This is a genomic window from Pseudoalteromonas sp. NC201 (assembly GCF_002850255.1).
Taxonomy (GTDB): domain Bacteria; phylum Pseudomonadota; class Gammaproteobacteria; order Enterobacterales; family Alteromonadaceae; genus Pseudoalteromonas.
In genome coordinates this window covers 4,009,497-4,032,933 of record NZ_CP022522.1, presented here as the reverse complement: position 1 = coordinate 4,032,933, position 23,437 = coordinate 4,009,497, and the positions used below count along the sequence as shown (strand labels likewise).

Genomic DNA, 23,437 nt, shown 5'->3' with positions numbered 1-23,437 from the left:
AGCTATTTCCCCGCTTCAAGATAGATCATTTACTTAATACAACTGGTATAACACCCATGTTTGCCAGCGGCACTCAAACTTTTTTCATTATGTGAGATAGATTGGCAAAACAATCGTGCCAGCTGATAATCCGTAAAATAGAGCGTGCGTTTATGGCAGTTAAACGTAATGAAGTATTCTGCGTACGGGATTGATATCCTGCCTTTTCTCAGGTTATTCCAGCTCATGTGCATGCCTTGCAATTGAGAGATAAGTTTTAAAGATAAGTCCTTCGATTAAATCTATCGAGGTACACCTCGACCTACGTGATGGATGGTAGGTCGTGATTTATCACGACAATAGGTTTGCGACAAAACATTCATGACTATCAAGGTGAACCAAACACGCACAAGGGTCGTTTAATTATTAATCGGTTAAACGAGGAGAGCATTATGCTTGCTGCCACACTCAAAGAAAAAATCGCTAATAAAGAACTCCATGCCATCGTGCTTAGCTACGCGGATTCAAATCACTATCTTGCGGGTGGTCAAGATAGTGATGGGAACTTGCATATCTTAATGCATGCCGAGGGTAAACTAACGCCGTTTAACTCGCTGCGAGAGGCCGAGACAAAGCTGGCGGAACTCGGCGCAACTCAAGCCTACCTCAGAGTTGAGTCCGCCTATGATGAAATTGGCCCAGAGGACTCTTCGGGAACGCATATCAGCAATATGGAGATCCGTCACTTAACTCCATCCGACATAACCGTTTAAACAAAAAGGCTTAAGCGCCCACAAGTGAGCGCTTAAGCCTTAAAAGTCAACGAGTAGAGATCTCTTATTCTACTGAAAGTGTTATCGTTTTAGTTGCAACGGAAGCGGACTTTTCATCTACAACACTTAAACTTACCTGATAGTCGCCTGATGCTATAGGAGTGAATTGTAGGTTCGAGTCATGAGCTGTGGTACTGTCAATCACTTCGCCTGTTGGAGCAACCACCTTCCAAAAATAGGTCAAATTGCCTGCATTGCTGTCGCTATCTATAACCGTTGGAGTTATCCAAAGCGCTGCATCTGTTTTCAGTACTCCTTGATAGTCCAGCGCCGTAATTACTGGAGCGCTATTTTGAGCAGCACTTACTTTGATGAATGCCGCGACGACTAGTTCAACCTTGCCATCAGACACGATGCATTTCAGCACATAGTTACCAGCTTCATCGAAGGTAATAGACGCGCGATTATCAGCATTGTTGACCACTGCAGTGCTATTCTCAGGCTTCGTTTCAAGTGACCAGCGATAAGTGAGCGGATCGCCGTCTTTATCTTCTGCGGATACCACAAAGACTTTGGTTTCCCCTTCCGTAGCTGTAGACATTTGTGGACTCATAGACGCTGTGGGTCCATAATTTTCAGGGTGGCTCTTTATCACGCCACTGGCGGTTTGGCTTAGCTCACCGTTACTTACCTCCACAAAATAACGGTAACTTCCCTCTCCGTGAGGCGTAAAAATCACCGTATCGGTATCTTCATTCGTAACGGAATAGGTCAAACCGGCTTCAAATGGCTCAAACGTCCAACTAAAGGAGAGTGGTCTTCCGCTTGTATCTTTACTTCGCTTGGCACTAAGCTTGATGGCTTCATTGATTTTGGTTGACTCTGGCACGTCGACGAATACAAGCGGTTTGTTTGCTTCGCCTAATTTGGCCGTTAAGGTATGGGTTGCCTCACTTAAACGACCTTGTCTGTCTTTAAGGCTAAAGCGGATTTTATATTGCCCTGCCTTATCTAATTGAAGCGAGGTGAGAAATCCATTTGGTGTTGCCATTGCGGCTTGGCTGCCGCTCGGTTTGCTGTCAAAACTCCAAAGCGGTGTTACAGCGCCTTGATACTGACTACCATCGCTTTTCAGCTCAACAAAAGTCATGGAGCTTAATGTAACCTCTGAAGGCGCAGAAATAACCGCTTTAAGAGCTGGCTGGTTATCTATAACGATGACTTTTTCTGATTTGCTATGTGACGATTTACCATCATAAACGGTTAAAGTAATGGTGTATTCACCCGCAAATTTAGAGGCGAAAGAGGCAACGTTATTGTTAGGGCTTACCAATGTGTATTCATCAACATTAGCAGGTGCAGTAACTTGCCATTTATAACTGAGATTATCGCCGTCTGAGTCTGAGCTGTTGCTCGCATCTAACTGTAGATGCTCGTTGATGGCAATTGCCTGTTTGGTGAGTGTGAAGTCGGCGACAGGAGGTGTGTTCACACTTGGTGTAGTTTTTTCTTTTATACGGATCTCAAACTGTGTTGTCGATTCGTTACTACCTGACTTGATTGTTAGCCCTAGAATGTAAATACCTGCAACGTCAGCGGTAAAGTGCGTTTGCTTAGCGTTGGGGTTAGAAAACTGAGCGTTACTGCCTTGGGGTTTGGCTTGCCACTGCCATGTTATTTCGGCATTTTCAGGGATCGTACTTCCCGTAGTGCTAAGCTGAATGACGTTGCCAGTCTCCCCAAAGGCACTTGCCTGAATTTTAGCGACTGGCTTAGTCGTGGTATCCGTTCCAGAATCTGTATTATCGTTATTTGAGTCTGTGTTGCTGTTATTTGAATCTGTGCTGCCGTTATTTGAATCCGTGTTGCCATTATTTCCATTTTTGCCGCTATCTTGATTGACTGGTGTAGTGTCACCGCCTGAACCGCCGCATCCTGCTAGTAATAGTGAACAACAAAGTATTGATGTTATTAAGTTTTTGTTCATTTAATTATCCTTTTAAGTACCTCAATCCGGAAATGTATCCTGATGTTCATAATATTTCCAGTTAAAATTTGTTCAGTGCAAAATTTAACTTGTTTAGGTTTTGAAGTTTCGACTATAATCGCCTTAAATTTCGAAACGAAACTTACTTTATGACTAAACGAAACACTCAACAGCGCAGACATACCATTCTTTCATGGGTGAATGAATACGGTGAAGTAAGCGTAGAATCACTCGCCGCTGAGTTTGAAACGTCAGAAGTTACGATTCGTAAGGATTTAACGGCACTAGAAAAAAGCGGCCTGTTACTACGCCGCTATGGCGGTGCGATAGCCCTTCCTAAAGAGATCACCGCATCAGGTAAAGACGAGCAAGACTCGGTACGTAAAACGGCCATTGCCAAAGCGGCCGCCGAGCTGATTAAAGATCACAATCGCATCATTATCGATAGCGGCAGAACCACTGAAACCCTAATTCCGGAGCTTGCACAAAAGCGCGGCTTAGTCGTGATGACCAATGCGATGAATATCGCTAATCGATTGTTATCACTGGAGAATGAGCCAACCTTATTGATGACCGGCGGGACATGGGATCCGCACTCAGAATCCTTTCAAGGGCAAGTAGCAGAGCAAGTACTGCAATCCTATGACTTTGATCAGCTTTTTATTGGTGCCGATGGCATTGATGTAGAGCGCGGCACAACCACATTCAACGAATTAATTGGGCTGAGCCGTGTGATGGCAAAGTCAGCCCGTGAAGTGATTGTGATGGTCGAATCCGACAAGATTGGCCGTAAAATTCCAAATTTAGAAATACCTTGGGCACAGATCACCACTTTGATCACCGACAACAACTTGGCCGATGACCTCCGCCAAGCGATCGAAGCGCGTGGTATACAACTTATCTGTGCTGAACTACACACAACGTGCAAATAATGGAGAGATTATGTGTGGAATCGTAGGCGCTGTTGCTGAGCGTCCAGTAAACAAAATTCTTATCGAAGGCCTAAAACGCCTTGAATACCGTGGTTATGACTCTGCGGGTGTCGCACTTTGCGAAGGCGGTGCACTCAACAGCGTGAAAGCCGTGGGTAAAGTGGTAAACCTAGAATCTGCGCTTGAAAATGCCGAAGTAAAAGGTACTACCGGTATCGCGCACACGCGCTGGGCAACACACGGCGGCGTAACAGAAGCTAACGCGCACCCGCATATTTCTAACAGCGAAATTGCGCTGGTACACAACGGTATTATTGAAAACCACGAAGGCTTGCGCGCGGCATTAAAAGAAGACGGCTACGAGTTTTTATCTGACACCGACACCGAAGTGATGGTGCACCTGATCCATCAACTCAGACAGCAACACACTACATTACTCGCGGCCGTGCAAGCAGCGGTAAAACAGCTCGAAGGTGCATACGGTACGGTATTATTTGATAAAGCCAATCAAGATGAAATCATTGTGGCACGCTCAGGCAGCCCATTGGTTATCGGTCTTGGTCTTGGTGAAAACTTTATTGCCTCTGATCAACTCGCGCTATTACCTGTAACCCGCAGCTTTATCTTCCTAGAAGAAGGCGATGTAGCACGCATTACTCGCGAAACGGTAGAAATCTTCGACATAAACGGCAATCCTGTAGAGCGCGAAGTGGTTGAGTCTAACATCACGCAAGATGCGTCTGGCAAAGGCGAATACCGCCACTACATGCTAAAAGAAATCTACGAGCAGCCAATGGCCGTACGTAACACACTTGAAGGCCGTTTAGACAACGATCGCGTCAGTATCGACGCATTTGGCGACAAAGCCAATGAAATCTTTAAAGATGTAAAACACGTACAGATCATCGCATGTGGTACGTCTTACCACTCAGGCATGGTGGCACGCTACTGGCTGGAGCAATTTGCAGGCGTAAGCTGTAACGTTGAAATCGCCTCAGAGTTTCGCTACCGCGACTCATTCGTTCACGAAAACAGCCTACTGGTAACCATTTCACAATCGGGCGAAACCGCAGACACTCTCGCAGCACTTCGCTTGGCCAAAGAGCAAGGCTATATGGCGTCGATGACCATCTGTAACGTACCTGGCTCATCACTTGTACGTGAGTCAGATCTTGCCTTTATGACCAAAGCTGGCGCAGAAATCGGTGTGGCATCAACAAAAGCCTTTACGACCCAATTAGTTGGCTTATTGATGCTAACGGCATCGATCGCGCAGGAAAAAGGCCGTGACCAAAGTGCAATCGTCAACGCCATTAAAACTCTGCCAACCAAGCTTGAAGAAACGCTAACGATGGCCGATGGCATCGAGCTTCTTGCAGAAGAATTTGCCGACAAACATCACTCATTGTTCTTAGGTCGTGGTTCACAATACCCAATCGCAATGGAAGGTGCACTTAAGCTTAAAGAAATCTCCTACATCCACGCCGAAGCTTATGCGGCAGGCGAGCTAAAACACGGCCCGCTAGCGCTTATCGACGCAGACATGCCTATCATCGTCGTTGCACCAAACAACGAGCTGCTTGAAAAGCTCAAATCAAACGTTGAAGAAGTGCGTGCACGCGGCGGTATCATCTATGTATTCGCGGACAAAGACTCAAACTTTGCCTCAGACGACACCATGCGAGTAATGAACGTCAATCACGTAGAAAACATCATCGCCCCAGTGGTTTACACCATCCCACTACAGCTACTTTCATACTATGTAGCCGTGATCAAAGGCACCGATGTTGACCAACCGAGAAATCTCGCAAAGAGTGTAACGGTGGAATAAGAAAAAGGCGCGCAAGCGCTTTTTTTGTTACTTAGGAATATGTACTTATAAAGTGCGGGGCCACAACTCGTCCCCTCAAAAATCAAGACACTAAAGGCGCATTCAGCGCCTTTTTTATGACTATTCCAAAATAATTTCTTTTAAAACAGCTTATAACCTACTTCAGCTCATGGACTCTGAAGTTTGCATTCTTAAAACCAAAAGTAAAAACTTATTCAATAAATACAAATTTTTACCGGTTATTTTTCTATTTTCTTGAGTTGTAAACTTATGGTGCTGTGCACTTACAAAGGCTTCATTAACAGCAATCAGGCACAATTCATCAAGACATCAGGTTTTTTGTGTTTGAACTGTTAATGTCAGTGGTTCTTAAATCACCATTAAGGACAAATCATGAAGCCGAATTTAACTTTACTTACCCTATTATTTTTTAGCCTCAGTGGTTGCTCTATGAGTCATACTGAAGACAAACCGAATGTAAAAAGAAGTGCGTATTTTGGAGAGCAGCCTCCGGGTTTAGTGCCTAAGATCTTTGAGCCCAAGATTGTTTCACCAAATGGAGAATTTGAAAGCGGTACATTCACGCCAGATATGCAGTCTTTTTACTTCACAAAAGCGATAGGCGAAGACAAAAAGCGAGGCTTTTTTGTCATCCATAAAGAAAATAATCAGTGGGGAAAGGCGTCAGAAACAGATCTACGTTGGCCGCAGTTTTCTTACGATGGCAGCAAAATGTTCATCGGCAAAATGTATCGAGAGCGCCAAGGTGATGGTTGGTCAGAGCCTAAAAGCCCAGGTGCGTTCATAAAACATATGGCGCATGGCAGGTCGGTGTCTGCGAGCGGCACTTATTACTTTACCGGATACAAAGAGCGGGGTGTTGTCGGCGCTTTGTATTATTCGCGTCTTATTAACGGGCAGTATGAAGAGCCTATAAAACTAAGAGACGATATGAATCAAGGAGAGTACATAGCAGGTTCTATGATAGCGCCTGACGAATCTTACTTGATTTGGAGTGTGCAACGAGCTGAGGGTTTTGGCCAATCTGATCTCTACATTAGTTTTAAAAAGCAAGATGGCACTTGGTCGAAGGTTATAAACATGGGAGTAACGATTAATACAGAAAAACAAGAAAGCTCTCCTCAATTATCGCCGGATGGAAAATACTTCTTTTTTAATCGGGGTGATTGGCGTGTGAATGGAAGCGGCAAACGTATTTATGAAGGAAAACAGCATTGGGTTGATATTCAACTGATAAAAAACTTAAAACTAAAAAGTGAGTTTACTTAATTATCTTATGTTTACAAACAAAGGCGCGTTTGGCGTCTTTTGACTAATATCTATAGGACACGTAACTGTTCAACGAGTATGCTTATTTACGAGTTACATGGTAAGCAACCAAGCTACAAACTGTTTTGCTTCAACAGCATTGCTAAGGCTTACTTTTCTGAAATCAGCATGATCTTTATAAACAACATTTTGTTTGTTTACAGAGATCGATGAAATCGGTGGGGTGGCTTCTATGTCAGGGGCGGAGCATACTTTGATTACTTATAAGCCAAAGAACACCTGTGCCCTAAATTTGTCGTTCCAGCCAGCTGTTTTCAATTTGCTGCGTTGACTCGGTAAGCCGCATTCACACTGCTTGAGCATATTCATTACAAAGCGCCTGAATAGGGCCATATTTTCCACCGCACCATCGAGACAAATTCTTGATGAATCCTCTTTAAAGGGGGTTATAAAGACACCCATAATTATTTGTCATCAAAGCTGCACTATCCATACACAACCTAATACGATTTGCATTGGCTTAACCGAAAAACGAAAATGATTTCTGTCCAGCAAACAATACTGACAGCCACTACTATTTGCTTACCATGGTTATGGCAGTTTCGACTTAGCTTTGTACAAGGTTGTTCATTATTCGTATCAAAAGCGCTTCTAAAATAAGGTAGTTGTTGGTGTTTGCTCATTTTTCGACACTAAAACTAGTGTATCACGCACGACAAGGGCGCTGTAATTTGCACAGCTTGAGGGGGTATCGCTAAAGGCGTTATTTGGTTAAGCCAGCAAACGTGCACAATTTGCTAGATTTGTGCGCCGTCGTTTTTTAAGGGTTCCACAATAAGCTGTGAGTACTTGTTCTCGACCCACCGCGCCGTGGAAAACCCGAGAAAATTGTGTAGTGAGCTTCATCCAGTTATCAGGTTCGATGTTTAGTCGAGACAGAATAGGTTGAGACTCAAAGATGGCACCGCTTTTGTCGGTGCGAATACATTGACCGGTAAGCTCAACTAATTCTATATAAAACTTGAGTTCAAAAGGCAGCCCTTTTGGCATATGTTTTCGGGGGCTTCCTGCAAACCGTAATAGGCTTTTTGGTTGTTTCCCTTGCCTTGCATGGTCGATACGCTTTTTGATACTGGTAAAGTCAGAGGTTTCAGGTGTTGGGGCTAATTTAGCTCGAATAGGGTTTAAGTCAACGTATGCCATACAAGCGGTTAATGCTGCTTCGTCCAACAAGGGCTGAGATTTAAATCGTCCTTCCCAGAACCGGCCTGTACACTCATCCTCTTTATTTGCTCTACGGGCAATATCCTCGTGAGTACCCGCATAAACCAACTAATATCAGCCAGTCTTTGTCTGTATTTGGTAACATATTCACTGAGTATCAACAGAGGAGCAGCACTGACATCCACAGTTATCTGCTCACCATGGTTATGACAGTTTCGACTTAGCATTGCACAAAATTGTTCATTATTCGTATAAAAAGCGCTTCTAAAATAAGGTAGCTGTTGGTGTTTACGTATTTCTCGACACTAAAACTAGTGTATCGCGCACGGCAACGGGGAATACTGCGCCCTAGGCTATTAATGCGGTAATGGTGTCTGCATGTGCTTGTTCAAATTGAATCTTAAACTAACTACGTGGAGTGTTAAAAAATATTTAAACTTGTTTTGTTTTATTTAAATTTGTTATGTGTTAGGTTTGCAATGCCTTAAATTTCAAGGGCTTTTCTAATAAATGAACTTAATAAATGTATAAAGGAATAATATACAATGAAAGTATTGAACAAAGTTTTTGGTGCAACCGTTTTAGCGTTAGGTGTATCTGCAGGGTCGGCTTCTGCTGCTGAAGTAAAAATCACAGAAGTAGATTATGGTAGTGTGATCATCCAAACTGCTGATGTTGTGTTAAACCACAGCCAAGCAGGCACTTTCTCTATGAATGTGAGCGAAAACCATTTAACTGTAAATGCTCAAGACTCTAATGGACGTAAGTTCCGCTGCGTAATGAATGGCACTGTAAGCTACAGCGATCCTACTATTCTTGAAAGAGTAACGAACATCGCAGCGACAATCTCTGAAGGCGACAGAGTACAATTTGAGGTGCAAAAAAATGTATTACCTCAAGTTTGTCATGTTAAAAAAATGCTAAGCTTCTAAGCTTTGCTATTTCGCAATGGAAAGTGTGCGCACCTTCCATTGCTTTAAGTACTTCTATTTAGCTAGCTTGACTACGCAGTGATAAAAGCTTGGGCAAGATCATGGTGACCATCTCTTTCTAAGCAATCGATAACTTGTTGTTCTACTTGAGTAACTAAGTTACTGCGCTTTAGTTCGATAAAGGCATCGGTAAAACTGTCTTTATATTCTTCCCAACCGCCACAATATGCATTGGCTTCACCGAAAATGGACTTAAATTGATAGGTGATAAGAAAATACTCCCCCGATTCTTGCCATTCTGTTGTGGATTCGTTTACTTGCCGATTTGGATACGTTTGATATAAACCAGTTAAATTATGTACTTACTATCTGTGTTCGCCACTCAAGTATGGCGGCTGCGGGCAGAGAGTTGTTTAACGTGAGCCGCACCAAAAAGTCACAGGTGAATGACTCCACAAGACTGCAAAAATATCTCGCTAAATTTGGTTTAAGTTGGCGTCAAATACATAGTTAACGCTGAGCGCTTCTATCATTGCTTGTGAAGAAGCGCTTAACTTGTTAAAAGTGCAAATTAAAGCGGTTTGATGGCAATAATATCAACCGCTTTTGCCAGCCATCCTTGATACAGTGTAAATACCTGTTTGGTGTAGGCTTGCTGGTGATGAAAATCAAACGCGGCATGGTCGACAAAGCGTTCGACTAAGGTAAGCTGGGTGCGGTCTTCACTTTCATAAAGTTCAAAGCGTAAACATCCGACTTCTGCTCGAGTGGCTGGCAAGATCTCTTGGATTGCGTTAATACAATTTTGATAGTGCTCGGTTTTAGGTGTGATATGGGCGATAAAGTTGACGTTATTGTGGCTGTTGGCCATGGTATTTCTCCATAATGCGTTTAGTAACGGCGGTAACTGGGGCTGATAAAACATAGGCGGCGATGAACGAGGCCGGCCAAGCATTAGCAAAGGCATGCGCCCATCGCGTGGTAAAGTCTGCCACTAATCCCAAATTGATGTATGTAACCCATCCAGACACCATAAACGACAGACACAATGACAGCAGTAATGTAAAAATGAGTTTTTGCATGTTTCCTCCTCTGGCTGTTGGTATGATTGTAGGGAGTTGCCAGCCGATCAGAATGGCAAAAATGGAAAGCTAAGATTGCGGAGATAACCATGCTAGATGACTTACGACTCTTTGTTGAGGTAAGCCGCCGAGGAAGTTTTGCCAAGGCGGCAGAAGACCTTAGCATAGGCGCGCCGACCTTATCTAAGCGGATGTTAGCGCTGGAAGACAAACTTGGTTATCCGCTCTTACTGCGTAGCGCCAGAGGACTTACATTAACGAATCATGGTCAGGCGGTGGTGGATAAAATGGCGGAGTCTTTGCTCGCCTTGCAAGCGCAAAGTGAGGCGCTATCAACACTAGAAGCGTCCACTTTCCACCTGTTATGCCCGCAAAACCTAATGATTGGTCCTTTGTATAATGCGCTGCAATCGTTTCAGGCCCAGTATCCAGAGATCCAATTGCATGTGGAGCCTGCCAATAGTGTGGCCTTACTCAGCCAAAAGCGGTTTGATTTAACCGTGCGAGTCGGGGAGCTGGATGATTCAAGCGTCTATCAAAAACGGCTGGGGCAAATCGCGGTAAGGGTGGTGGTCGCCAAGGAAATTGCGACTACACAAACCCTGTTTTTGCCCTTTAAAGCATCGCAACTGCCCGCAACCGATGCATGGCGAGCACTGCTGGCGCAGTTTAGTCACGTCTCTTATGTGGGTGATATTACCTTAGTGCGTAAATTAGTAGGCTCGGCTAACGGTGCTGGCGTATTGCCGATGACAGAAATTGCAGCGTTGGCAGCGCAATCTCAAACCGCATTTAGCTATATCGGTGACTACCAATTTATTCGCAGCATCTACGCACTTTGGCCAAATCAACGAACTCCACCGACTTACACCAGAAATTTTATTGAGTTACTGCAAATGCGGTGTCAGGAGCTTGATTATCTGCAAGGGGCAGTGATAGCTCTGTAATAAACACCGCACAATCGCATTTTATCCTAAGCTCAGATTGCGCTCAAAATGCACGATATCGACATCAGGCTTTAGTTTATAGAGCTGTGCTAAACGTCCGCCTGACTTGACCTTTTCATCCAGTGCTTCAAACATGTTTGAGGCTTCAATTCGTCTTACCAAGCTCTTGCGCTGAATGGGTTTGGCGATAATGGCTTCGATGGCGGTTTTGAGTTGTCCAATGGTAAATTGATCTGCCAAACAATAAACCGGGATCATGGAATATAACGCCTTTTGCTGCAGCCTTGCCTTGGCCTTTTCAATAATATGCTTATGATCAAAAGCCACAGCAAGATCTGGGATCTCGCTAAGATCCACCCATCTCACATCATCTACCGAGTCAATTTGGGTTGCCACTTGCTGAGGTGAAATCAATGCGTAATAAACCAAGGTGACACTAAAGCCTCGCGGATCACGGTTGATCCCAGAAAACGCCTGAAGTTGTTCAAGGTATTGTGGGGCAACACTGGTTTTCTCTTTGATCTTACGCAGCGCGCTCATATCCGTGTTGTCATCCAGCTCAACATCAACAAACCCTCCAGGTAATCCCCAGCGGCCTTTGAACGGCGCATGGGGGCGTTTGGTGAGGAGGACTTTTAAGCTACCTTGCCAAATTGTAAATAACACACTGTCTACTGAAAAAAGAGGCGGGTGAAACTGGGATAAATTGTGTTCTGAGCTCATTGATTTTTTAGTTAATGTCTTTTGGACACAATAAACGATTGTTTAGGTTAAAGCAAAACAAAGGTTTCAATGTTAATAAGCGGAGTATATTGTCCCTGTGACTCTATCTTGGCGTTTGATCAAAATTTGTGTTGTTGTGAGTTTGTGTCTTTATGACACTATCAATTTTGAGTTGCAAAGGTTGCTATTTTGAGCTTGTAAGTAATGTAAAAGTCCTTTTATTTTAAATGGTTATAGTAGCTGGAAGGGATGGAAGCGGATGTTGTTTTATTATGCGATAGTTAAAAGCGGTATCAGTAGAGGTAAGTATGACGTTCCTTAACGAGTAAGGCTGTGGCATAGTAAAGTCACTTAAATTATTAGCTGAAAGATCACCCTGCAACGTGGCTACAAATATCCCTCGTCATGCGGAGGTGCTGTGGTTATAAAGCGGCTTTAAGAATCTCAGCATTAACTCGTTAAATTAATCTCAACAATGTCTGACCAATATACTGTTTTATATGTAGAAGATGACCCAAGTAGTGCTGAGATATTAAATTTATATCTGGCACAAGCGGATATGCAGGTTGTCCATTTCGATAACGCCCCAGATGCCCACCGAGCCCTACAAAACCTAACATTTCAACTCGCTATTTTAGATGTCATGCTACCCGGTGGTGATGGCCGTGAGTTACTTAAAGAAGCCGTTGCACGCAACATTCCTACCATTATGGTGACCGCCAAAGTGTCTGAAACCGACCGTCTTGAGGGGTTTGAGCTAGGTGCGGACGATTATGTGTGCAAGCCTTACAGCCCACGAGAAGTGATCTCACGAGCAAAAGCACTATGTAAACGTAGCTATCGTGGTCAGCAGAGTGCCGCTTTGTTGTTTGATGGCTTAAGTATCAATCTTGAGAGCAAATCCGTAACGGTAACACAACAAACACCAGCGTTAACGGCGGTGGAGTTCGAGTTATTACTGACCATGGCCAAGCAGCCGCAACAAGTATTTAGCCGCGCGCAATTAATTGAACAAGTATGGGGAAGTGATGCGCCTATTACGGATCGGGCAGTCGATACTCATTTGGCTAACTTGCGTAAAAAACTAGGTGACAGTAAGGCTGAGCCCAAGTTTATCGCCACTCGTTACGGGCAAGGCTATCAATTTATCGCGCGTAAGGTGTCTTCATGAAGCTAAAAACCAAATTTACCTTACTCGTGGCGCTTTGTACCTTTGCGCTACTCGGAAGCTTTTATCAACTATCTAAAAACTCAGCCGAGCGCACTTTTTTAGCATTTAATAAGCAAAGTGCGGTAACGTTTGGTCATTCATTGCTTGATGATGACTTAGTGGAAGAAGCATTGACTGGTAAAACCTTTGCGAGCCCAGAAGCGACGTTAACGTTTTTAGCATCAACCTTTCCTGAGCAGCTATTTATTTGGCGAGATGCTAACTCAACAGCGGATGTAAAGATCCTCAACCCCGATCTCACCATAGACTATGAGCAGGTCAAATCCGGTCATCAATTTTCTATCCATCACCCCGGTGTCGCGGCGTTTGTGGTGCAATTTAATGAGGCGCAATATGTGTTATCACCACAGGGTGAGTTGTTTTGGTTACCTGAGGTATTGCTAGATAGGTCGTTTGAAAAGGAAGCGCTGCAGCAAGCTATGCTGGATGATTTTATGCTTACTTTGGTCATCTTATCGATTATTGCTGCATTACTTGCTTGGTTGGGGTCGTGGTACTTTTTGTCGCCACTTAAACAGCTCAAACGTAGCTTCAAGGCGATAGAGTCGGGCGAGTTAGACACCCGCTTAGCGCTAAAACGCCATGATGAAGTAGGTGAAATCATCAATAGTTTTAATAATCTTGCGGCTTGGCTACAAGGTTTGCATCAGCAGTATAAACAAATGAATTCCGACTTATCTCATGAACTTAGAACACCACTTAACGGCATTCGTTCGCGCTTGGAGGCGATGGAAGACGGTATAGTGCCAATGGATAAGGCTCAGTTAGCGGTGATAACCCAAGACCTTCACAACGTTAACCGTATTATCGACGACCTGTGTTTGTTGTCATTAACCGAGTCAAAGCAGCTGACCTTGTCATCAACACGAGTAAATCTCTCTGAGCTGTTAACATCGACCTTAGTGCGTTACCAAGCACAGGCCGAAGCGCGAGGCGTGAAATTGAACGCAGATATTCAAGAAGGTGTGAGCGTGACGCTTGATGCCGGAAGAGTCAGACAGATAGTGGTGAACTTATTAGATAATGCCTTTAAATATGGCGCTGATGGTGGCGTTGTGACGTTAAAGCTCAGTTATCAAGATAATGAACTGGTGATTACGGTTGCTGACTGTGGCCAAGGTATGTCGCCTAATCAACTCGATCAGGTGTTTGAGCGCTTTTACCGCGCGCAGGGGTCGCGCCACGATACATCCAGTTTAGGACTCGGCTTGCCAATTTGCCGTCAACTTGCCGAGCTGATGGGCGCGACATTGACCGCGACCAGTACTGAAAATCAAGGGGCGAGCTTTTCGCTCAGATTTTCTCAACTAACTTGATAATTGCTTGACAATTGCTCGGCATAGTTAGCTCAACAAAAACATCAACAGTTTGAGAGCAAGATTATGAGAGCAATTATTTTATCAGCATTAGCATGTACCACCGTTGGTTGTGGGATCACCGCGTCTACCGCGCCACAATCGCTCACTTTACCGATGAAGTACACCGAGAAAGGTCATGCCTATGTGATGGCAACGCTTAACCATACGGTTACCCATCCTATGATTTTAGACAGTGCTGCGAATGTTGGTATTTTACCGGTTAATCTGAAAGCAGCACTTGCCTTGCCTGAAGACAAGCTAAGCAAAATGGACGTGCAAGGCGCAAGTGGCAGCTCAGAGCTAGTATTGGCAACGATAGACCACACCAGCGTCGGCCACTTAGCAGCAGAGTCGCTTCCTTATGTATTTAAAGATATGACCCGCTTAGATGTGGAAGGCATCTTGCCTGGAATTTTGGGGCATGGATACATGTCGCAATATTGTAATGTGTTTGATTTTAAAAATAATGAGCTGAGTTTGTATCAAGGGGCTTGCCCAAGTAGCGTGACACAGGGCTTGGAGAGTGAAAGTTTTAAAATAGATAACAATTTCATCAAGCTAACTGCAAGTTTTAATGGCGAAGAGGTGGACGCCGTGCTTGATACCGGCGCTCCAACCAACTACATCAACTCACACCTGGCCAATAAACTAACATTAACGCTGGGCGAAGAAGACATCAGCCGAGGGTTAAACGACCTAGCGACCAAAAAGGTGGCCATAGAATCACTGCGTTTTAGCTTAGGTGACAAGGAAATCATCAATACCGAAAGTCACTTATCGGATATGCCTGTGTTTGAGGTGCTTGGATATAAAGATGAGCCGTTTATCCTGCTGGGTTTAAGTAATTTCAACGACGATAAGCTAGTTATCGACTACGCTGAGAACAAAATTTACTTTTGATCCCAACGCTGCTGGCTTGACGCTCGACCAGTCAGTAGCTAATTAAATTTCATATTAATTTAGACAGTTATGGTGTTTACTATAGCGAATAGTTATTTGAATGATCATTCAAGTAAAGTTAGTCTAGCACCCAATGAGTAGTTAACCTGAGGTTAGTTAGATCTCAGGTTATACCAATACAAAATGCACCAAGAGGAGCAACTGATGACTGACTTTACAATCCATACCGTAGAATCTGCACCGCAAAAAGGTAAACCATTACTTGAGAAGTCCCAGCAAGCGTTTGGACGTATTCCGAACCTTCATGGTGTAATGGCGGAATCACCAGAGCATCTGCATGGCTATCAAGTGTTACATGAGGCTTTTTTAAATAGCTCGTTCAATAACGATGAAAAAACTGTGGTGTGGCAAGCGATTAATGTAGAACATGAATGTCACTACTGTGTACCGGCTCATTCTGCTATCGCAAAATCAATGAAAGTAAGTGATGAATTGGTCAAAGCACTGCGTGAGCAAGCACCGCTGGGCGATGAGAAACTAGAAGTGCTGCGTGCCACTACACTTGAAATGCTGCGTGAGCGTGGCAAACTGAGTGATGCACAAACGAAAGCGTTTTTTGCAGCAGGTTATACTAAACAAAATTTGCTGGAAATCATCTTAGCACTAAGTCAAAAAGTGATGAGTAACTACGTGAATCATATCGCACATACTCCACTGGATGATGCTTTTAAAGCGTTTAAATGATCCAGATAAGTTATCACGCGAATATAAGTTATTGATACGAAATGCCCGATAATGGTTATCGGGCATTGGAAACTGAAAAAAGTGTCTTTAGACGTCCTTTAGCATAGCAGATAAAAACGTCAGGCGCATTTTACAAAGAACTGGTCTAATGACTTAAGCAATTCTCGGTACTAGTGGGTTGTTACCTCTTGTAGTATTCCTTGAACCAACTCACAAGCTCGCTTACACCTTCAGCCACCGATACTTTCGGTTTATAGCCTGTGGCTTCAAATAAATCAGCAGTGTCTGCATATGTACGATAGACATCTCCAGGTTGCATGCCACGGAAATTCTTTTTCGCTTCGATACCTAATTCAGATTCAATGGCTTGTACAAATTCCATCAAGTTAATTGGGTGTCCGTGACCAATGTTATAAACAGCGTAAGGCGCTGAGCTGGAAGCTGGTGAGCCTTGCTCTACAGTCCATTCGCTATTCGCAGATGGCAAAACATCGGCAATCCTAACGACCCCTTCGACTATATCATCAACATGGGTAAAGTCTCGCCACATATCACCATGATTGTTAATGTCGATAGTCTCACCTGAGAGAATCTTCTTGGTGAATATATGCGGTGCCATATCCGGTCGACCCCAGGAGCCATAAACAGTAAAAAAGCGTAAACCGGTGGTGGGAATTTGATACAGATGAGAGTAACTATGCGCCATTAACTCGTTAGATTTCTTAGTTGCTGCGTAAAGCGATATGGGATGATCTACTGAGTCTGAGGTCGAAAAAGGCACTTTCTGGTTGAGACCATAAACAGAGCTTGAAGATGCATAGATAAGATGGCCTACATTAGTTGCTCTGCATCCTTCTAAAATGTTTAAGTGGCCCACCAAGTTTGAGTCGGCGTAAGCATGAGGATTTTCAATCGAATAGCGTACACCGGCTTGAGCAGCTAGATGAATAACGCGGTGAAACTGGTGGCTTTCAAAGAGCGCTAATGTTTGCTCACGATCACTAATATCGAGTTTGATAAACTGAAATAATGGGTGTTCTATACGTGCAAGACGCGCTTCTTTAAGACTAACTTCGTAATAGTCATTGAGGTTATCAATGCCAACAACTCGGTGCCCTTGGTTTGTTAGCTTTTTCACCACTGCACTACCGATAAAACCAGCCGCACCAGTTACTAAATAGTTCATTGTTGTTCTCCTCAATCAGAACCGAATAGATCCCGAGTGTAAATTTTTTCAGCGACGTCCCTGATCTCATCAACAACTCGGTTGGCAACAACAACATCACTATGTGCTTTGAATTCACCTAAATCACGGTAAACCGTTGAACCAAAAAACTCAGCTTCCTCTAGCACCGGTTCGTAAACTATCACTGTGATGCCTTTCGCTTTGAGGCGTTTCATGATGCCCTGAATAGAGGATGCTCGAAAGTTATCAGATCCTGATTTCATGATTAAACGATAGATCCCCACTGTTTTAGGATTTCGACTTAAGATCGCATCAGAAATAAAGTCTTTTCTTGTGGTATTTGCATCAACAATGGCTCGGATAAGGTTGTTTGGTACATCTTTGTAGTTGGCTAATAGCTGCTTAGTGTCTTTCGGTAAACAGTAGCCACCGTAACCAAAGGATGGATTATTGTAATGCGCGCCGATACGAGGATCTAGTCCCACGCCTTCAATGATTTGTCTGGTGTTTAGGCCATGGATTTCAGCATAAGAATCGAGCTCATTGAAATAGGCAACACGCATTGCTAAATAGGTGTTAGAAAATAGCTTGATAGCTTCGGCTTCGGTTGCATCGGTGAAAAGTACTGCAATATCGCGCTTTTCGGCGCCGTTTGCTAATAGTTGGGCAAACTTTTCAGCTCGTTCACTGCGCTCACCAACAATAATGCGAGAGGGGTGAAGGTTGTCATAAAGCGCTTTACCCTCTCTTAAAAACTCTGGTGAAAATATAAGATTACTAGTATCTAGCTGCTCTGAAATTCGAGTTGTATAACCCACAGGGACAGTTGATTTTATCACCATGACTGCTGTAGGGTTAATGGCTTTAACCTCGCGAATCACGCTTTCTACGGTCTGAGTATTAAAGTAGTTAGTTTGAGGATCGTAATCCGTGGGAGTGGCGATAATTACGTAGTCTGCATGTTCATAAGCTATTTGCTTATCAGATGTCGCGATTAGACTCAGCTCCCTCTCTTGTAGAAACTGAGTTACGCAATCATCTTCAATTGGTGACTGGCGCTGGTTAAGCATTGATACTTTGTGCTCATCCACATCAAAAGCGATAACATCATTGTGTTGAGCGAGTAACACAGCATTTGAGATACCTACGTATCCTGCCCCTACTACTGTTATTTTCATAATCTATATCTCTACCTTTTGATATGAGACGGTTGTGACTTTGATTGCCTCAAAAATTTATAACTCAGCATTTTTAAAGAGTGCAATATACTTTTTCGCCGCATTATTTACGCTGAATTCCCAACCTCGAGCTTGCAACGCTTGAGTGTCTCGGTTTTGTTGTAGTTCAGCGATGATCCCGTCAGCAAATGCTTGTGGGTTTTGCATAGGTACAAGTGTACCCAATTGACCATCTTTTAGAATTTCCCGAGGACCTGCAACACAGTCACAGGAAACGACAGGTTTACCTATGGCTAGCGACTCTACCATTGCATTTGGTAGTCCTTCCCACAAAGATGACATTACAAACAGATCTGCTTTACGAATAAATTTATATGGGTTGTCAGTAAAGCCATACAAGTCTACTTTATCTGCGATCCCTAGTGCATCAATATGGGTCTTTAATTGTTCTTCAAGTTCACCATTTCCTAAAATAAGCAGTTTAAAAGGCTTATCGGGATGCTGTTGTGTTAGTAAAGCGAATGCTTGCAACATCGTACCGTAGTCTTTTTGCACATTTAGGCGACCTGCTGCTACTAACACAATGTTATTGGAATCAAAGAATGGGTGTTCTACATGCTCTTGTGCAAGAGTTAAGAGGTTCTCTGAGACCACTGGATTATATATGGTATGAGCCTTTTTTTGCAGCGCGGAGCTTAGATTTGCAACGGTGATACGTACGTCATCTGACACACAAAGAACTTTATCTGCTTGTGGGTAGAATAGTTTGATAGCCAGTGTTCTTATCTTGTTCTTGAGCCAGCTATAGGCAATAAGCTTTACTGGCACTGCTTGAATAACATACCATCTGCAATCTTTAGGTAAACGTGCTCTGTGTTTTAGTGCTTGAATAAACTGCTGACCCATACAACATACGACAATATCTGGATTTAAAGATATCAGCTGTGCACCTAACTCGCTCTTAAGTTGTTTGCCTGACACGCCACCCAAAGTATGATAAGTGACTTGCTTTGGCACCATGGCTTTATTTTCACCTCCAGGTTGATTGACAATGAGGTGAACATTAAGCGCGTTTTCTGTATCGTTATCTTTGATGCCTTGCAATAAGCGCATAGTACGCCTTTGCACGCCACCACCAAATAAATCATCAAGGTAAAAAACTACGTTCATTTATTCTATTCCTAAAATGGTGTTCTTAAGTTGCGTAGTGGCATGAACAGCAGAAAAGTGACTACGTGCGCAAACACTGATTTGTGTCCTAGTGACAGTCGAATCATGATAGTAATTCGCGATAGCGTTTGGTAGTGCTTCTGGCGAATCAATGAAATTGCCTGTTTGCCCTGCAATAATGGCTTCTTTGGCACCGAATCGGTTGTAGCCAATGGACCAACAACCACAACTACTTGCTTCCATAAACACTAAGCCAAGAGACTCTTGCAAGTTTGAGAGTAAGACAAAGATATCGGCTTGATTATATGTTGTGGCCAATTGGCGATGATTTAAGCGACCGAGAAAGTGAACCTGCTCAGATAGCCCAAGCGTTTTGATGTAACTCTCAAGTTCAGCCCTAAATGGGCCATCACCAACGATATTCCAACGAATAGGTATATCCAATATCTCACGTATTTTCACTATTTGTTGAGCGACCTCTATGTACCCTTTTTCTTTTACAATGCGGCTAGCTGTAACGAGCGTTAAAGGACGGACTACCTCAACTTCCGGCTGCAATTGAAAACACTCGGTGTCGATGCCATTGCGTATTACGACAGTATTCTGCGCAACAAGTGTCTTTATTTTCTCATCAGCTATGCTGTCTAATAATTTTTGCTTCATGTAATCAGACACAGCAACAACTTTTTGTGCCTTGATACACATATTTAGAAAGGTATCTCGGTAGCGTGCATCCTGAATAAGAAATTCAGGTTCTGAACCATGTAAATAGATGATGCAGCGGCTACAACAATAGCCGCGAAAAAGCGTTAACCACAGCTTCTTGTAATACAGGTCATTTATAATGATTACATCTGATAGCAAAGCGCGAAAAGCAAAAAAGAAGCCAGCAACGCGAGCAAAAGGGGATGCAAAGTGTGTCGCGGCAACGCTTTTGGTGATGTTCAACCCCAATGCGCGCAACCCCGTAAATATCGTTTGCGCAACGACGCCTGCGCCACCAAGCATTGGTGGCTGTTCGTGGCTGAGTAAATACACCGTTTTAGGTTTACTCACCATGTGCTCCAATCTCGCGAACAATACCTTGTAGCTGCGTTTTGAGCTCTATAATGTCCTTATCTGCGTATAATCCTAAAAAGTTTTCAATCTTTTTAGAGATAACCCATGGTTGTATGGCCGCGCCTTCTATTTTGCCAAGTATGAGGGAGTGCATTCGACCCGAAAAAACGGTATCAATAACCGATAACTCGCGGCGGTACGCTTCTAGTGGTAACACGCCATCAATCAACCTTACGTCAGCGCTCACTGCACTAGCACTTAATCGCTGATATAAGTCACGGTTACACTGCGCATCAGTATGCGTTGTGGAGGCAAGCACAATAGGAGTACCAGGCGTGTGCATTGCTAATACTTTGTCGTACCAGACCGTGAGATATTCTTGGTAGCTTTCTACCTTTGGCGCTGACACTTCATGACGATAACGTTTAAATACTGCGTAATCTGTCATTCCAACCATGAGTCCCTTGCGGGTTTCTTGACCTACAATCGGCTGTAAGCCGAATGCTAAATCAGGACAAAACTCAGCGTTAGCGGTAAAGTAATTATCTAACTTAACGACAGACTCATGCTCTCTCACACAAATTCGGGTGGTTGTTGTTAAGGCTTTGCTGATCAGCCAAGTTTCACTGCGATGAAAATGCTCGCCGCATCCTACACCCAATAAATATAGTGGGATTTTATTTTTTTTCGCATAACGTGCCCAGGCATACAACGCTGGCGGAAATGCAGCGCCAGATAAAATGAGCTGTCCACCACCAATAATTATGCCATCGTAATTACCGCTGCAGCTTTGTTTTATTCTGCCTTTATGTTTTAGCAACCACATCAGCAGATAAAATGGTTTGAATTTAAATAGAGTTTTACGCAACTTTTGGCTTAATGTTGGAGACACGCTTTCATCAGCATTACTACCTTCGGGGGCAGTATGCGTGGTAGAGTAGGGTTCACTGACATAGTTGCAACCCGCCTCACTCAATAGTGCTTTTAAGCCTTCATTGATAGCATGATCGCCAATATTGTCTGAGCCATTCTCATTAACGAGCAGAAACGTTTTCAATCTATAACCCCTATTAATTCTTTTTTGCTTTCTTGAGCATTTGAAGAGTGTGTTTTCCTGCTTCTAGCTTTAGAAGTAAAGCGAGAGCTAGGTACATGGCGACAGCTACACTGCCGAGTAAAATTAGCTCGACCCAAACATTTAAAGCTAAGTATTGTTGCGCCAACCACACTGATATTCCAGTGAATGCCGCGATAAGTAGACTCGGTATGAAGTCTGAAAGTTGTTCTTTAAGTGGATAATCCACGAGTCGATTAGCAAAGATAACACTCGGAAAGTAAACTAAATATTGGCTGGCTAATTGCCCGAATAGGATTGCGGTTACGCCGTGCTCATAGGTAAAAAATAATGCGATTAGACCCAAGGCTGCTTTGCACAGCTCTAAATACAAAAACCAATCGCTACGACCTTTTACTTTCATAATATTTATATTGATCGAAGCTAAAGGCATAGCCATGCTAGTTAGACACATAATCTGCAAATAGGGTACCGCTGGTAACCATTTCTCAGGGAGTAATGCTTGAAAAATAAGGTTAGATAACGCGCAAAGTGTAATCAGAACAGGAAAGACTAAAAAAGTCATGATAGACATCACACGTTGGTAGCCATTTTTAAGCCGCGCACTATCACTTTGAATAGAAGAAAGTGCAGGGAACGTAACCGTTTGAATTGAAGTTATGAGTTGTGAAACCAATAACTCGCGGATCCGATCCGCAAAAAAATACAACCCAGCAACCGACGCGCTTAAGACTTTTGCGACTACCATAACTGTAAAGTTTTTATAAAAGGTATCTAGGAAACTCGAAAGTAGGATTTTATAGCCATAATTATAGATTTCTTTTAAAGATTCCATCGAAACGCTGAGGGTAGGTCGCCAATCACTTTGCCACCAAAGAAATGCTGCAATTAGGATTGCTGTAATCTGGATCTGGATAATTAACGCCCATACACCAAATCCTAGATAGGCGAGAAAAACCGCGCTGATACCAGATATAAAAACTGCTGGAAAGTTCGCTCGTAAAATCCGATTAAACTGCATTTCACGTGATAGCATTGCCATTTGAACGACATGTAGAGAGTTAAAAATCAAAGACAGAGCGCTCACTCTAATCATCAGTGTGAGTTCCGCGCGCTGGTAAAAGTCGGCGACAAAAGGAGCACTGAAAAATAGTATAGCGACGGCTAAAACAGCGATGGCAATGTTGGCAAAAAATGCAGTATTGGTATCTACCTGAGAGAGATTTTCTTTTCGGATCAATGCAGAGCGAAAGCCCGATTCCATCAATGTTTGACCCAAAGTTAAAAACAATGCCATCATGGCAACCAAGCCATATTCATCAGGTGTTAGGAAGTAAGCCAACACTAAGGTGACTAATACCGTGATCCCTCGTCTTGCAAGTTGCTCAATAAAACTATAAATCACGCTAAAAAGCGTCTTTTTCTCTAACATCTAGTTCGTTTACCAATAGTTCGAAACATACATGAGTCTTTCAGATGTATGCGGTATTCCAAGTGAGTAAAGTTGAGCTACTTAACAGTTCATATGAAGAAGGTTTCTTATTAAGACTATAAAGTAAATATTCGAAACCCAATATTTTATAGTATTCAGCCTCATTACTCCAGTTGCAACATGTTGACGTCGCGCGTTATCGAATCACGGGATCTAAGTGTAATATGTTCCTTAAATAGGAGGAATTCATAAAGTGTATAAGTGTGTATCTGTAGAAAGCTTTAAATATCCCTTTTTGCCACTGCTTTATCAGAAACATAAAATCATAAAAGAAATGGCGCTAGTTTGGGGCGGGCAGAACGAAAGTGGGTTTGGCGTAGACGTAACAAAACCAACTTGAATCG

At 43.3% G+C, this 23,437-nt stretch carries 20 protein-coding genes and 2 pseudogenes; 10 read left to right on the top strand and 12 right to left on the bottom strand.

What is annotated here, in order from left to right; genetic code table 11:
* Positions 1–431: 431 nt before the first annotated feature.
* Positions 432–752, top strand: a complete 321-nt coding sequence (locus PNC201_RS17625; protein ID WP_102057782.1) for a DUF6482 family protein — start codon at positions 432–434, stop codon at positions 750–752.
* A 64-nt stretch (positions 753–816) separates the two neighbouring features.
* On the opposite strand, the gene PNC201_RS17620 is transcribed toward PNC201_RS17625, so the two are convergent.
* Positions 817–2,739 carry a PKD domain-containing protein gene (locus PNC201_RS17620; RefSeq protein ID WP_102057781.1) on the bottom strand — a complete coding sequence of 641 codons (1,923 nt, stop codon included), beginning with the start codon at positions 2,737–2,739 and terminating at the stop codon, positions 817–819.
* 149 nt (positions 2,740–2,888) lie between these two features.
* Here PNC201_RS17620 and PNC201_RS17615 point away from each other — a divergent pair, with 149 nt between their 5' ends.
* The 3 genes from PNC201_RS17615 to PNC201_RS17605 all read left to right on the top strand — a co-directional run bounded on the left by PNC201_RS17615 (position 2,889) and on the right by PNC201_RS17605 (position 6,792).
* Positions 2,889–3,671, top strand: a complete 783-nt coding sequence (locus PNC201_RS17615) for a DeoR/GlpR family DNA-binding transcription regulator (RefSeq protein WP_010377680.1) — start codon at positions 2,889–2,891, stop codon at positions 3,669–3,671.
* A 10-nt stretch (positions 3,672–3,681) separates the two neighbouring features.
* Positions 3,682–5,502, top strand: coding sequence for a glutamine--fructose-6-phosphate transaminase (isomerizing) (gene glmS / locus PNC201_RS17610; protein ID WP_102057780.1), 1,821 nt, complete (start codon positions 3,682–3,684; stop codon positions 5,500–5,502).
* Between the two features lie 393 nt (positions 5,503–5,895).
* Positions 5,896–6,792: a PD40 domain-containing protein gene (locus PNC201_RS17605; protein WP_102057779.1), complete on the top strand. Its 897-nt coding sequence runs from the start codon at positions 5,896–5,898 to the stop codon at positions 6,790–6,792.
* Positions 6,793–7,053: 261 nt separating this feature from the next.
* On the opposite strand, the pseudogene PNC201_RS17600 reads toward PNC201_RS17605, so the two are convergent.
* Positions 7,054–7,233: pseudogene (locus tag PNC201_RS17600) on the bottom strand (transposase); the annotation flags it as partial.
* Positions 7,234–7,563: 330 nt separating this feature from the next.
* A pseudogene (locus PNC201_RS17595) lies at positions 7,564–8,159 on the bottom strand (transposase); the annotation flags it as partial.
* A gap of 402 nt (positions 8,160–8,561) precedes the next feature.
* Here PNC201_RS17595 and PNC201_RS17590 point away from each other — a divergent pair.
* Positions 8,562–8,948, top strand: a complete 387-nt coding sequence (locus tag PNC201_RS17590) for a hypothetical protein (protein ID WP_010606954.1) — start codon at positions 8,562–8,564, stop codon at positions 8,946–8,948.
* A 571-nt stretch (positions 8,949–9,519) separates the two neighbouring features.
* On the opposite strand, the gene PNC201_RS17580 is transcribed toward PNC201_RS17590, so the two are convergent.
* On the bottom strand, positions 9,520–9,819 hold the full coding sequence (locus PNC201_RS17580) for a putative quinol monooxygenase (RefSeq protein WP_010606952.1): 300 nt from the start codon (positions 9,817–9,819) through the stop codon (positions 9,520–9,522).
* The gene (locus PNC201_RS17575; protein ID WP_010606951.1) at positions 9,800–10,030 is read right to left on the bottom strand and encodes a DUF2798 domain-containing protein; all 231 of its coding nucleotides are present in this window, start codon (positions 10,028–10,030) and stop codon (positions 9,800–9,802) included. The genes PNC201_RS17580 and PNC201_RS17575 overlap by 20 nt, the downstream gene beginning before the upstream one ends.
* Positions 10,031–10,119: 89 nt before the next feature.
* On the opposite strand from PNC201_RS17575, the gene PNC201_RS17570 reads away from it, so the two are divergent.
* A complete protein-coding gene (locus tag PNC201_RS17570) occupies positions 10,120–10,977 on the top strand; it encodes a LysR family transcriptional regulator (protein ID WP_102057778.1) in 858 nt (285 codons plus the stop codon).
* A 21-nt stretch (positions 10,978–10,998) separates the two neighbouring features.
* On the opposite strand, the gene PNC201_RS17565 is transcribed toward PNC201_RS17570, so the two are convergent.
* A complete protein-coding gene (locus PNC201_RS17565; protein ID WP_233525190.1) occupies positions 10,999–11,643 on the bottom strand; it encodes an NUDIX hydrolase in 645 nt (214 codons plus the stop codon).
* A gap of 532 nt (positions 11,644–12,175) precedes the next feature.
* Here PNC201_RS17565 and PNC201_RS17560 point away from each other — a divergent pair.
* The 4 genes from PNC201_RS17560 (at position 12,176) to PNC201_RS17545 (ending at position 15,933) form a co-directional block, all read left to right on the top strand.
* On the top strand, positions 12,176–12,871 hold the full coding sequence (locus tag PNC201_RS17560) for a response regulator transcription factor (RefSeq protein ID WP_102057776.1): 696 nt from the start codon (positions 12,176–12,178) through the stop codon (positions 12,869–12,871).
* Positions 12,868–14,247 (top strand): sensor histidine kinase, encoded by a 1,380-nt coding sequence (locus tag PNC201_RS17555; RefSeq protein ID WP_102057775.1) that lies wholly within the window; start codon positions 12,868–12,870, stop codon positions 14,245–14,247. The genes PNC201_RS17560 and PNC201_RS17555 overlap by 4 nt, the downstream gene beginning before the upstream one ends.
* Before the next feature lie 66 nt (positions 14,248–14,313).
* Positions 14,314–15,189: a pepsin/retropepsin-like aspartic protease family protein gene (locus PNC201_RS17550; protein WP_102057774.1), complete on the top strand. Its 876-nt coding sequence runs from the start codon at positions 14,314–14,316 to the stop codon at positions 15,187–15,189.
* Between the two features lie 204 nt (positions 15,190–15,393).
* Positions 15,394–15,933: a carboxymuconolactone decarboxylase family protein gene (locus PNC201_RS17545; RefSeq protein ID WP_102057773.1), complete on the top strand. Its 540-nt coding sequence runs from the start codon at positions 15,394–15,396 to the stop codon at positions 15,931–15,933.
* Positions 15,934–16,114: 181 nt separating this feature from the next.
* Here PNC201_RS17545 and PNC201_RS17540 read toward each other — a convergent pair whose 3' ends face one another.
* The 6 genes from PNC201_RS17540 to PNC201_RS17515 are packed head-to-tail and all read right to left on the bottom strand — an operon-like array spanning position 16,115 to position 23,033.
* Positions 16,115–17,119 carry an NAD-dependent epimerase gene (locus PNC201_RS17540; RefSeq protein ID WP_102057772.1) on the bottom strand — a complete coding sequence of 335 codons (1,005 nt, stop codon included), beginning with the start codon at positions 17,117–17,119 and terminating at the stop codon, positions 16,115–16,117.
* Between the two features lie 11 nt (positions 17,120–17,130).
* Positions 17,131–18,297: a nucleotide sugar dehydrogenase gene (locus tag PNC201_RS17535; RefSeq protein ID WP_010606943.1), complete on the bottom strand. Its 1,167-nt coding sequence runs from the start codon at positions 18,295–18,297 to the stop codon at positions 17,131–17,133.
* A 57-nt stretch (positions 18,298–18,354) separates the two neighbouring features.
* A complete protein-coding gene (locus PNC201_RS17530) occupies positions 18,355–19,467 on the bottom strand; it encodes a glycosyltransferase (RefSeq protein ID WP_102057771.1) in 1,113 nt (370 codons plus the stop codon).
* Entirely contained in the window at positions 19,468–20,526 is a 1,059-nt protein-coding gene (locus tag PNC201_RS17525) for a glycosyltransferase family 4 protein (protein WP_102057770.1), read from the bottom strand.
* Entirely contained in the window at positions 20,516–21,583 is a 1,068-nt protein-coding gene (locus tag PNC201_RS17520) for a polysaccharide pyruvyl transferase family protein (protein ID WP_010606940.1), read from the bottom strand. The genes PNC201_RS17525 and PNC201_RS17520 overlap by 11 nt, the downstream gene beginning before the upstream one ends.
* A gap of 13 nt (positions 21,584–21,596) precedes the next feature.
* Positions 21,597–23,033, bottom strand: coding sequence for a lipopolysaccharide biosynthesis protein (locus PNC201_RS17515; RefSeq protein ID WP_010606939.1), 1,437 nt, complete (start codon positions 23,031–23,033; stop codon positions 21,597–21,599).
* Positions 23,034–23,437: the final 404 nt, after the last annotated feature.

What these genes read in the sequence shown, in the direction of transcription:
- PNC201_RS17515 (WP_010606939.1), bottom strand. Translation starts at nt 23,033, where the DNA reads ATGTTAGAGAAAAAGACGCTTTTTAGCGTGATTTATAGTTTTATTGAG.
- PNC201_RS17615 (WP_010377680.1), top strand. Translation starts at nt 2,889, where the DNA reads ATGACTAAACGAAACACTCAACAGCGCAGACATACCATTCTTTCATGG.
- PNC201_RS17560 (WP_102057776.1), top strand. Translation starts at nt 12,176, where the DNA reads ATGTCTGACCAATATACTGTTTTATATGTAGAAGATGACCCAAGTAGT.
- PNC201_RS17605 (WP_102057779.1), top strand. Translation starts at nt 5,896, where the DNA reads ATGAAGCCGAATTTAACTTTACTTACCCTATTATTTTTTAGCCTCAGT.
- PNC201_RS17550 (WP_102057774.1), top strand. Translation starts at nt 14,314, where the DNA reads ATGAGAGCAATTATTTTATCAGCATTAGCATGTACCACCGTTGGTTGT.
- PNC201_RS17575 (WP_010606951.1), bottom strand. Translation starts at nt 10,030, where the DNA reads ATGCAAAAACTCATTTTTACATTACTGCTGTCATTGTGTCTGTCGTTT.
- PNC201_RS17620 (WP_102057781.1), bottom strand. Translation starts at nt 2,739, where the DNA reads ATGAACAAAAACTTAATAACATCAATACTTTGTTGTTCACTATTACTA.
- PNC201_RS17580 (WP_010606952.1), bottom strand. Translation starts at nt 9,819, where the DNA reads ATGGCCAACAGCCACAATAACGTCAACTTTATCGCCCATATCACACCT.
- PNC201_RS17555 (WP_102057775.1), top strand. Translation starts at nt 12,868, where the DNA reads ATGAAGCTAAAAACCAAATTTACCTTACTCGTGGCGCTTTGTACCTTT.
- PNC201_RS17625 (WP_102057782.1), top strand. Translation starts at nt 432, where the DNA reads ATGCTTGCTGCCACACTCAAAGAAAAAATCGCTAATAAAGAACTCCAT.
- PNC201_RS17540 (WP_102057772.1), bottom strand. Translation starts at nt 17,119, where the DNA reads ATGAACTATTTAGTAACTGGTGCGGCTGGTTTTATCGGTAGTGCAGTG.
- PNC201_RS17590 (WP_010606954.1), top strand. Translation starts at nt 8,562, where the DNA reads ATGAAAGTATTGAACAAAGTTTTTGGTGCAACCGTTTTAGCGTTAGGT.
- PNC201_RS17525 (WP_102057770.1), bottom strand. Translation starts at nt 20,526, where the DNA reads ATGGTGAGTAAACCTAAAACGGTGTATTTACTCAGCCACGAACAGCCA.
- PNC201_RS17545 (WP_102057773.1), top strand. Translation starts at nt 15,394, where the DNA reads ATGACTGACTTTACAATCCATACCGTAGAATCTGCACCGCAAAAAGGT.
- PNC201_RS17535 (WP_010606943.1), bottom strand. Translation starts at nt 18,297, where the DNA reads ATGAAAATAACAGTAGTAGGGGCAGGATACGTAGGTATCTCAAATGCT.
- PNC201_RS17570 (WP_102057778.1), top strand. Translation starts at nt 10,120, where the DNA reads ATGCTAGATGACTTACGACTCTTTGTTGAGGTAAGCCGCCGAGGAAGT.
- glmS (WP_102057780.1), top strand. Translation starts at nt 3,682, where the DNA reads ATGTGTGGAATCGTAGGCGCTGTTGCTGAGCGTCCAGTAAACAAAATT.
- PNC201_RS17530 (WP_102057771.1), bottom strand. Translation starts at nt 19,467, where the DNA reads ATGAACGTAGTTTTTTACCTTGATGATTTATTTGGTGGTGGCGTGCAA.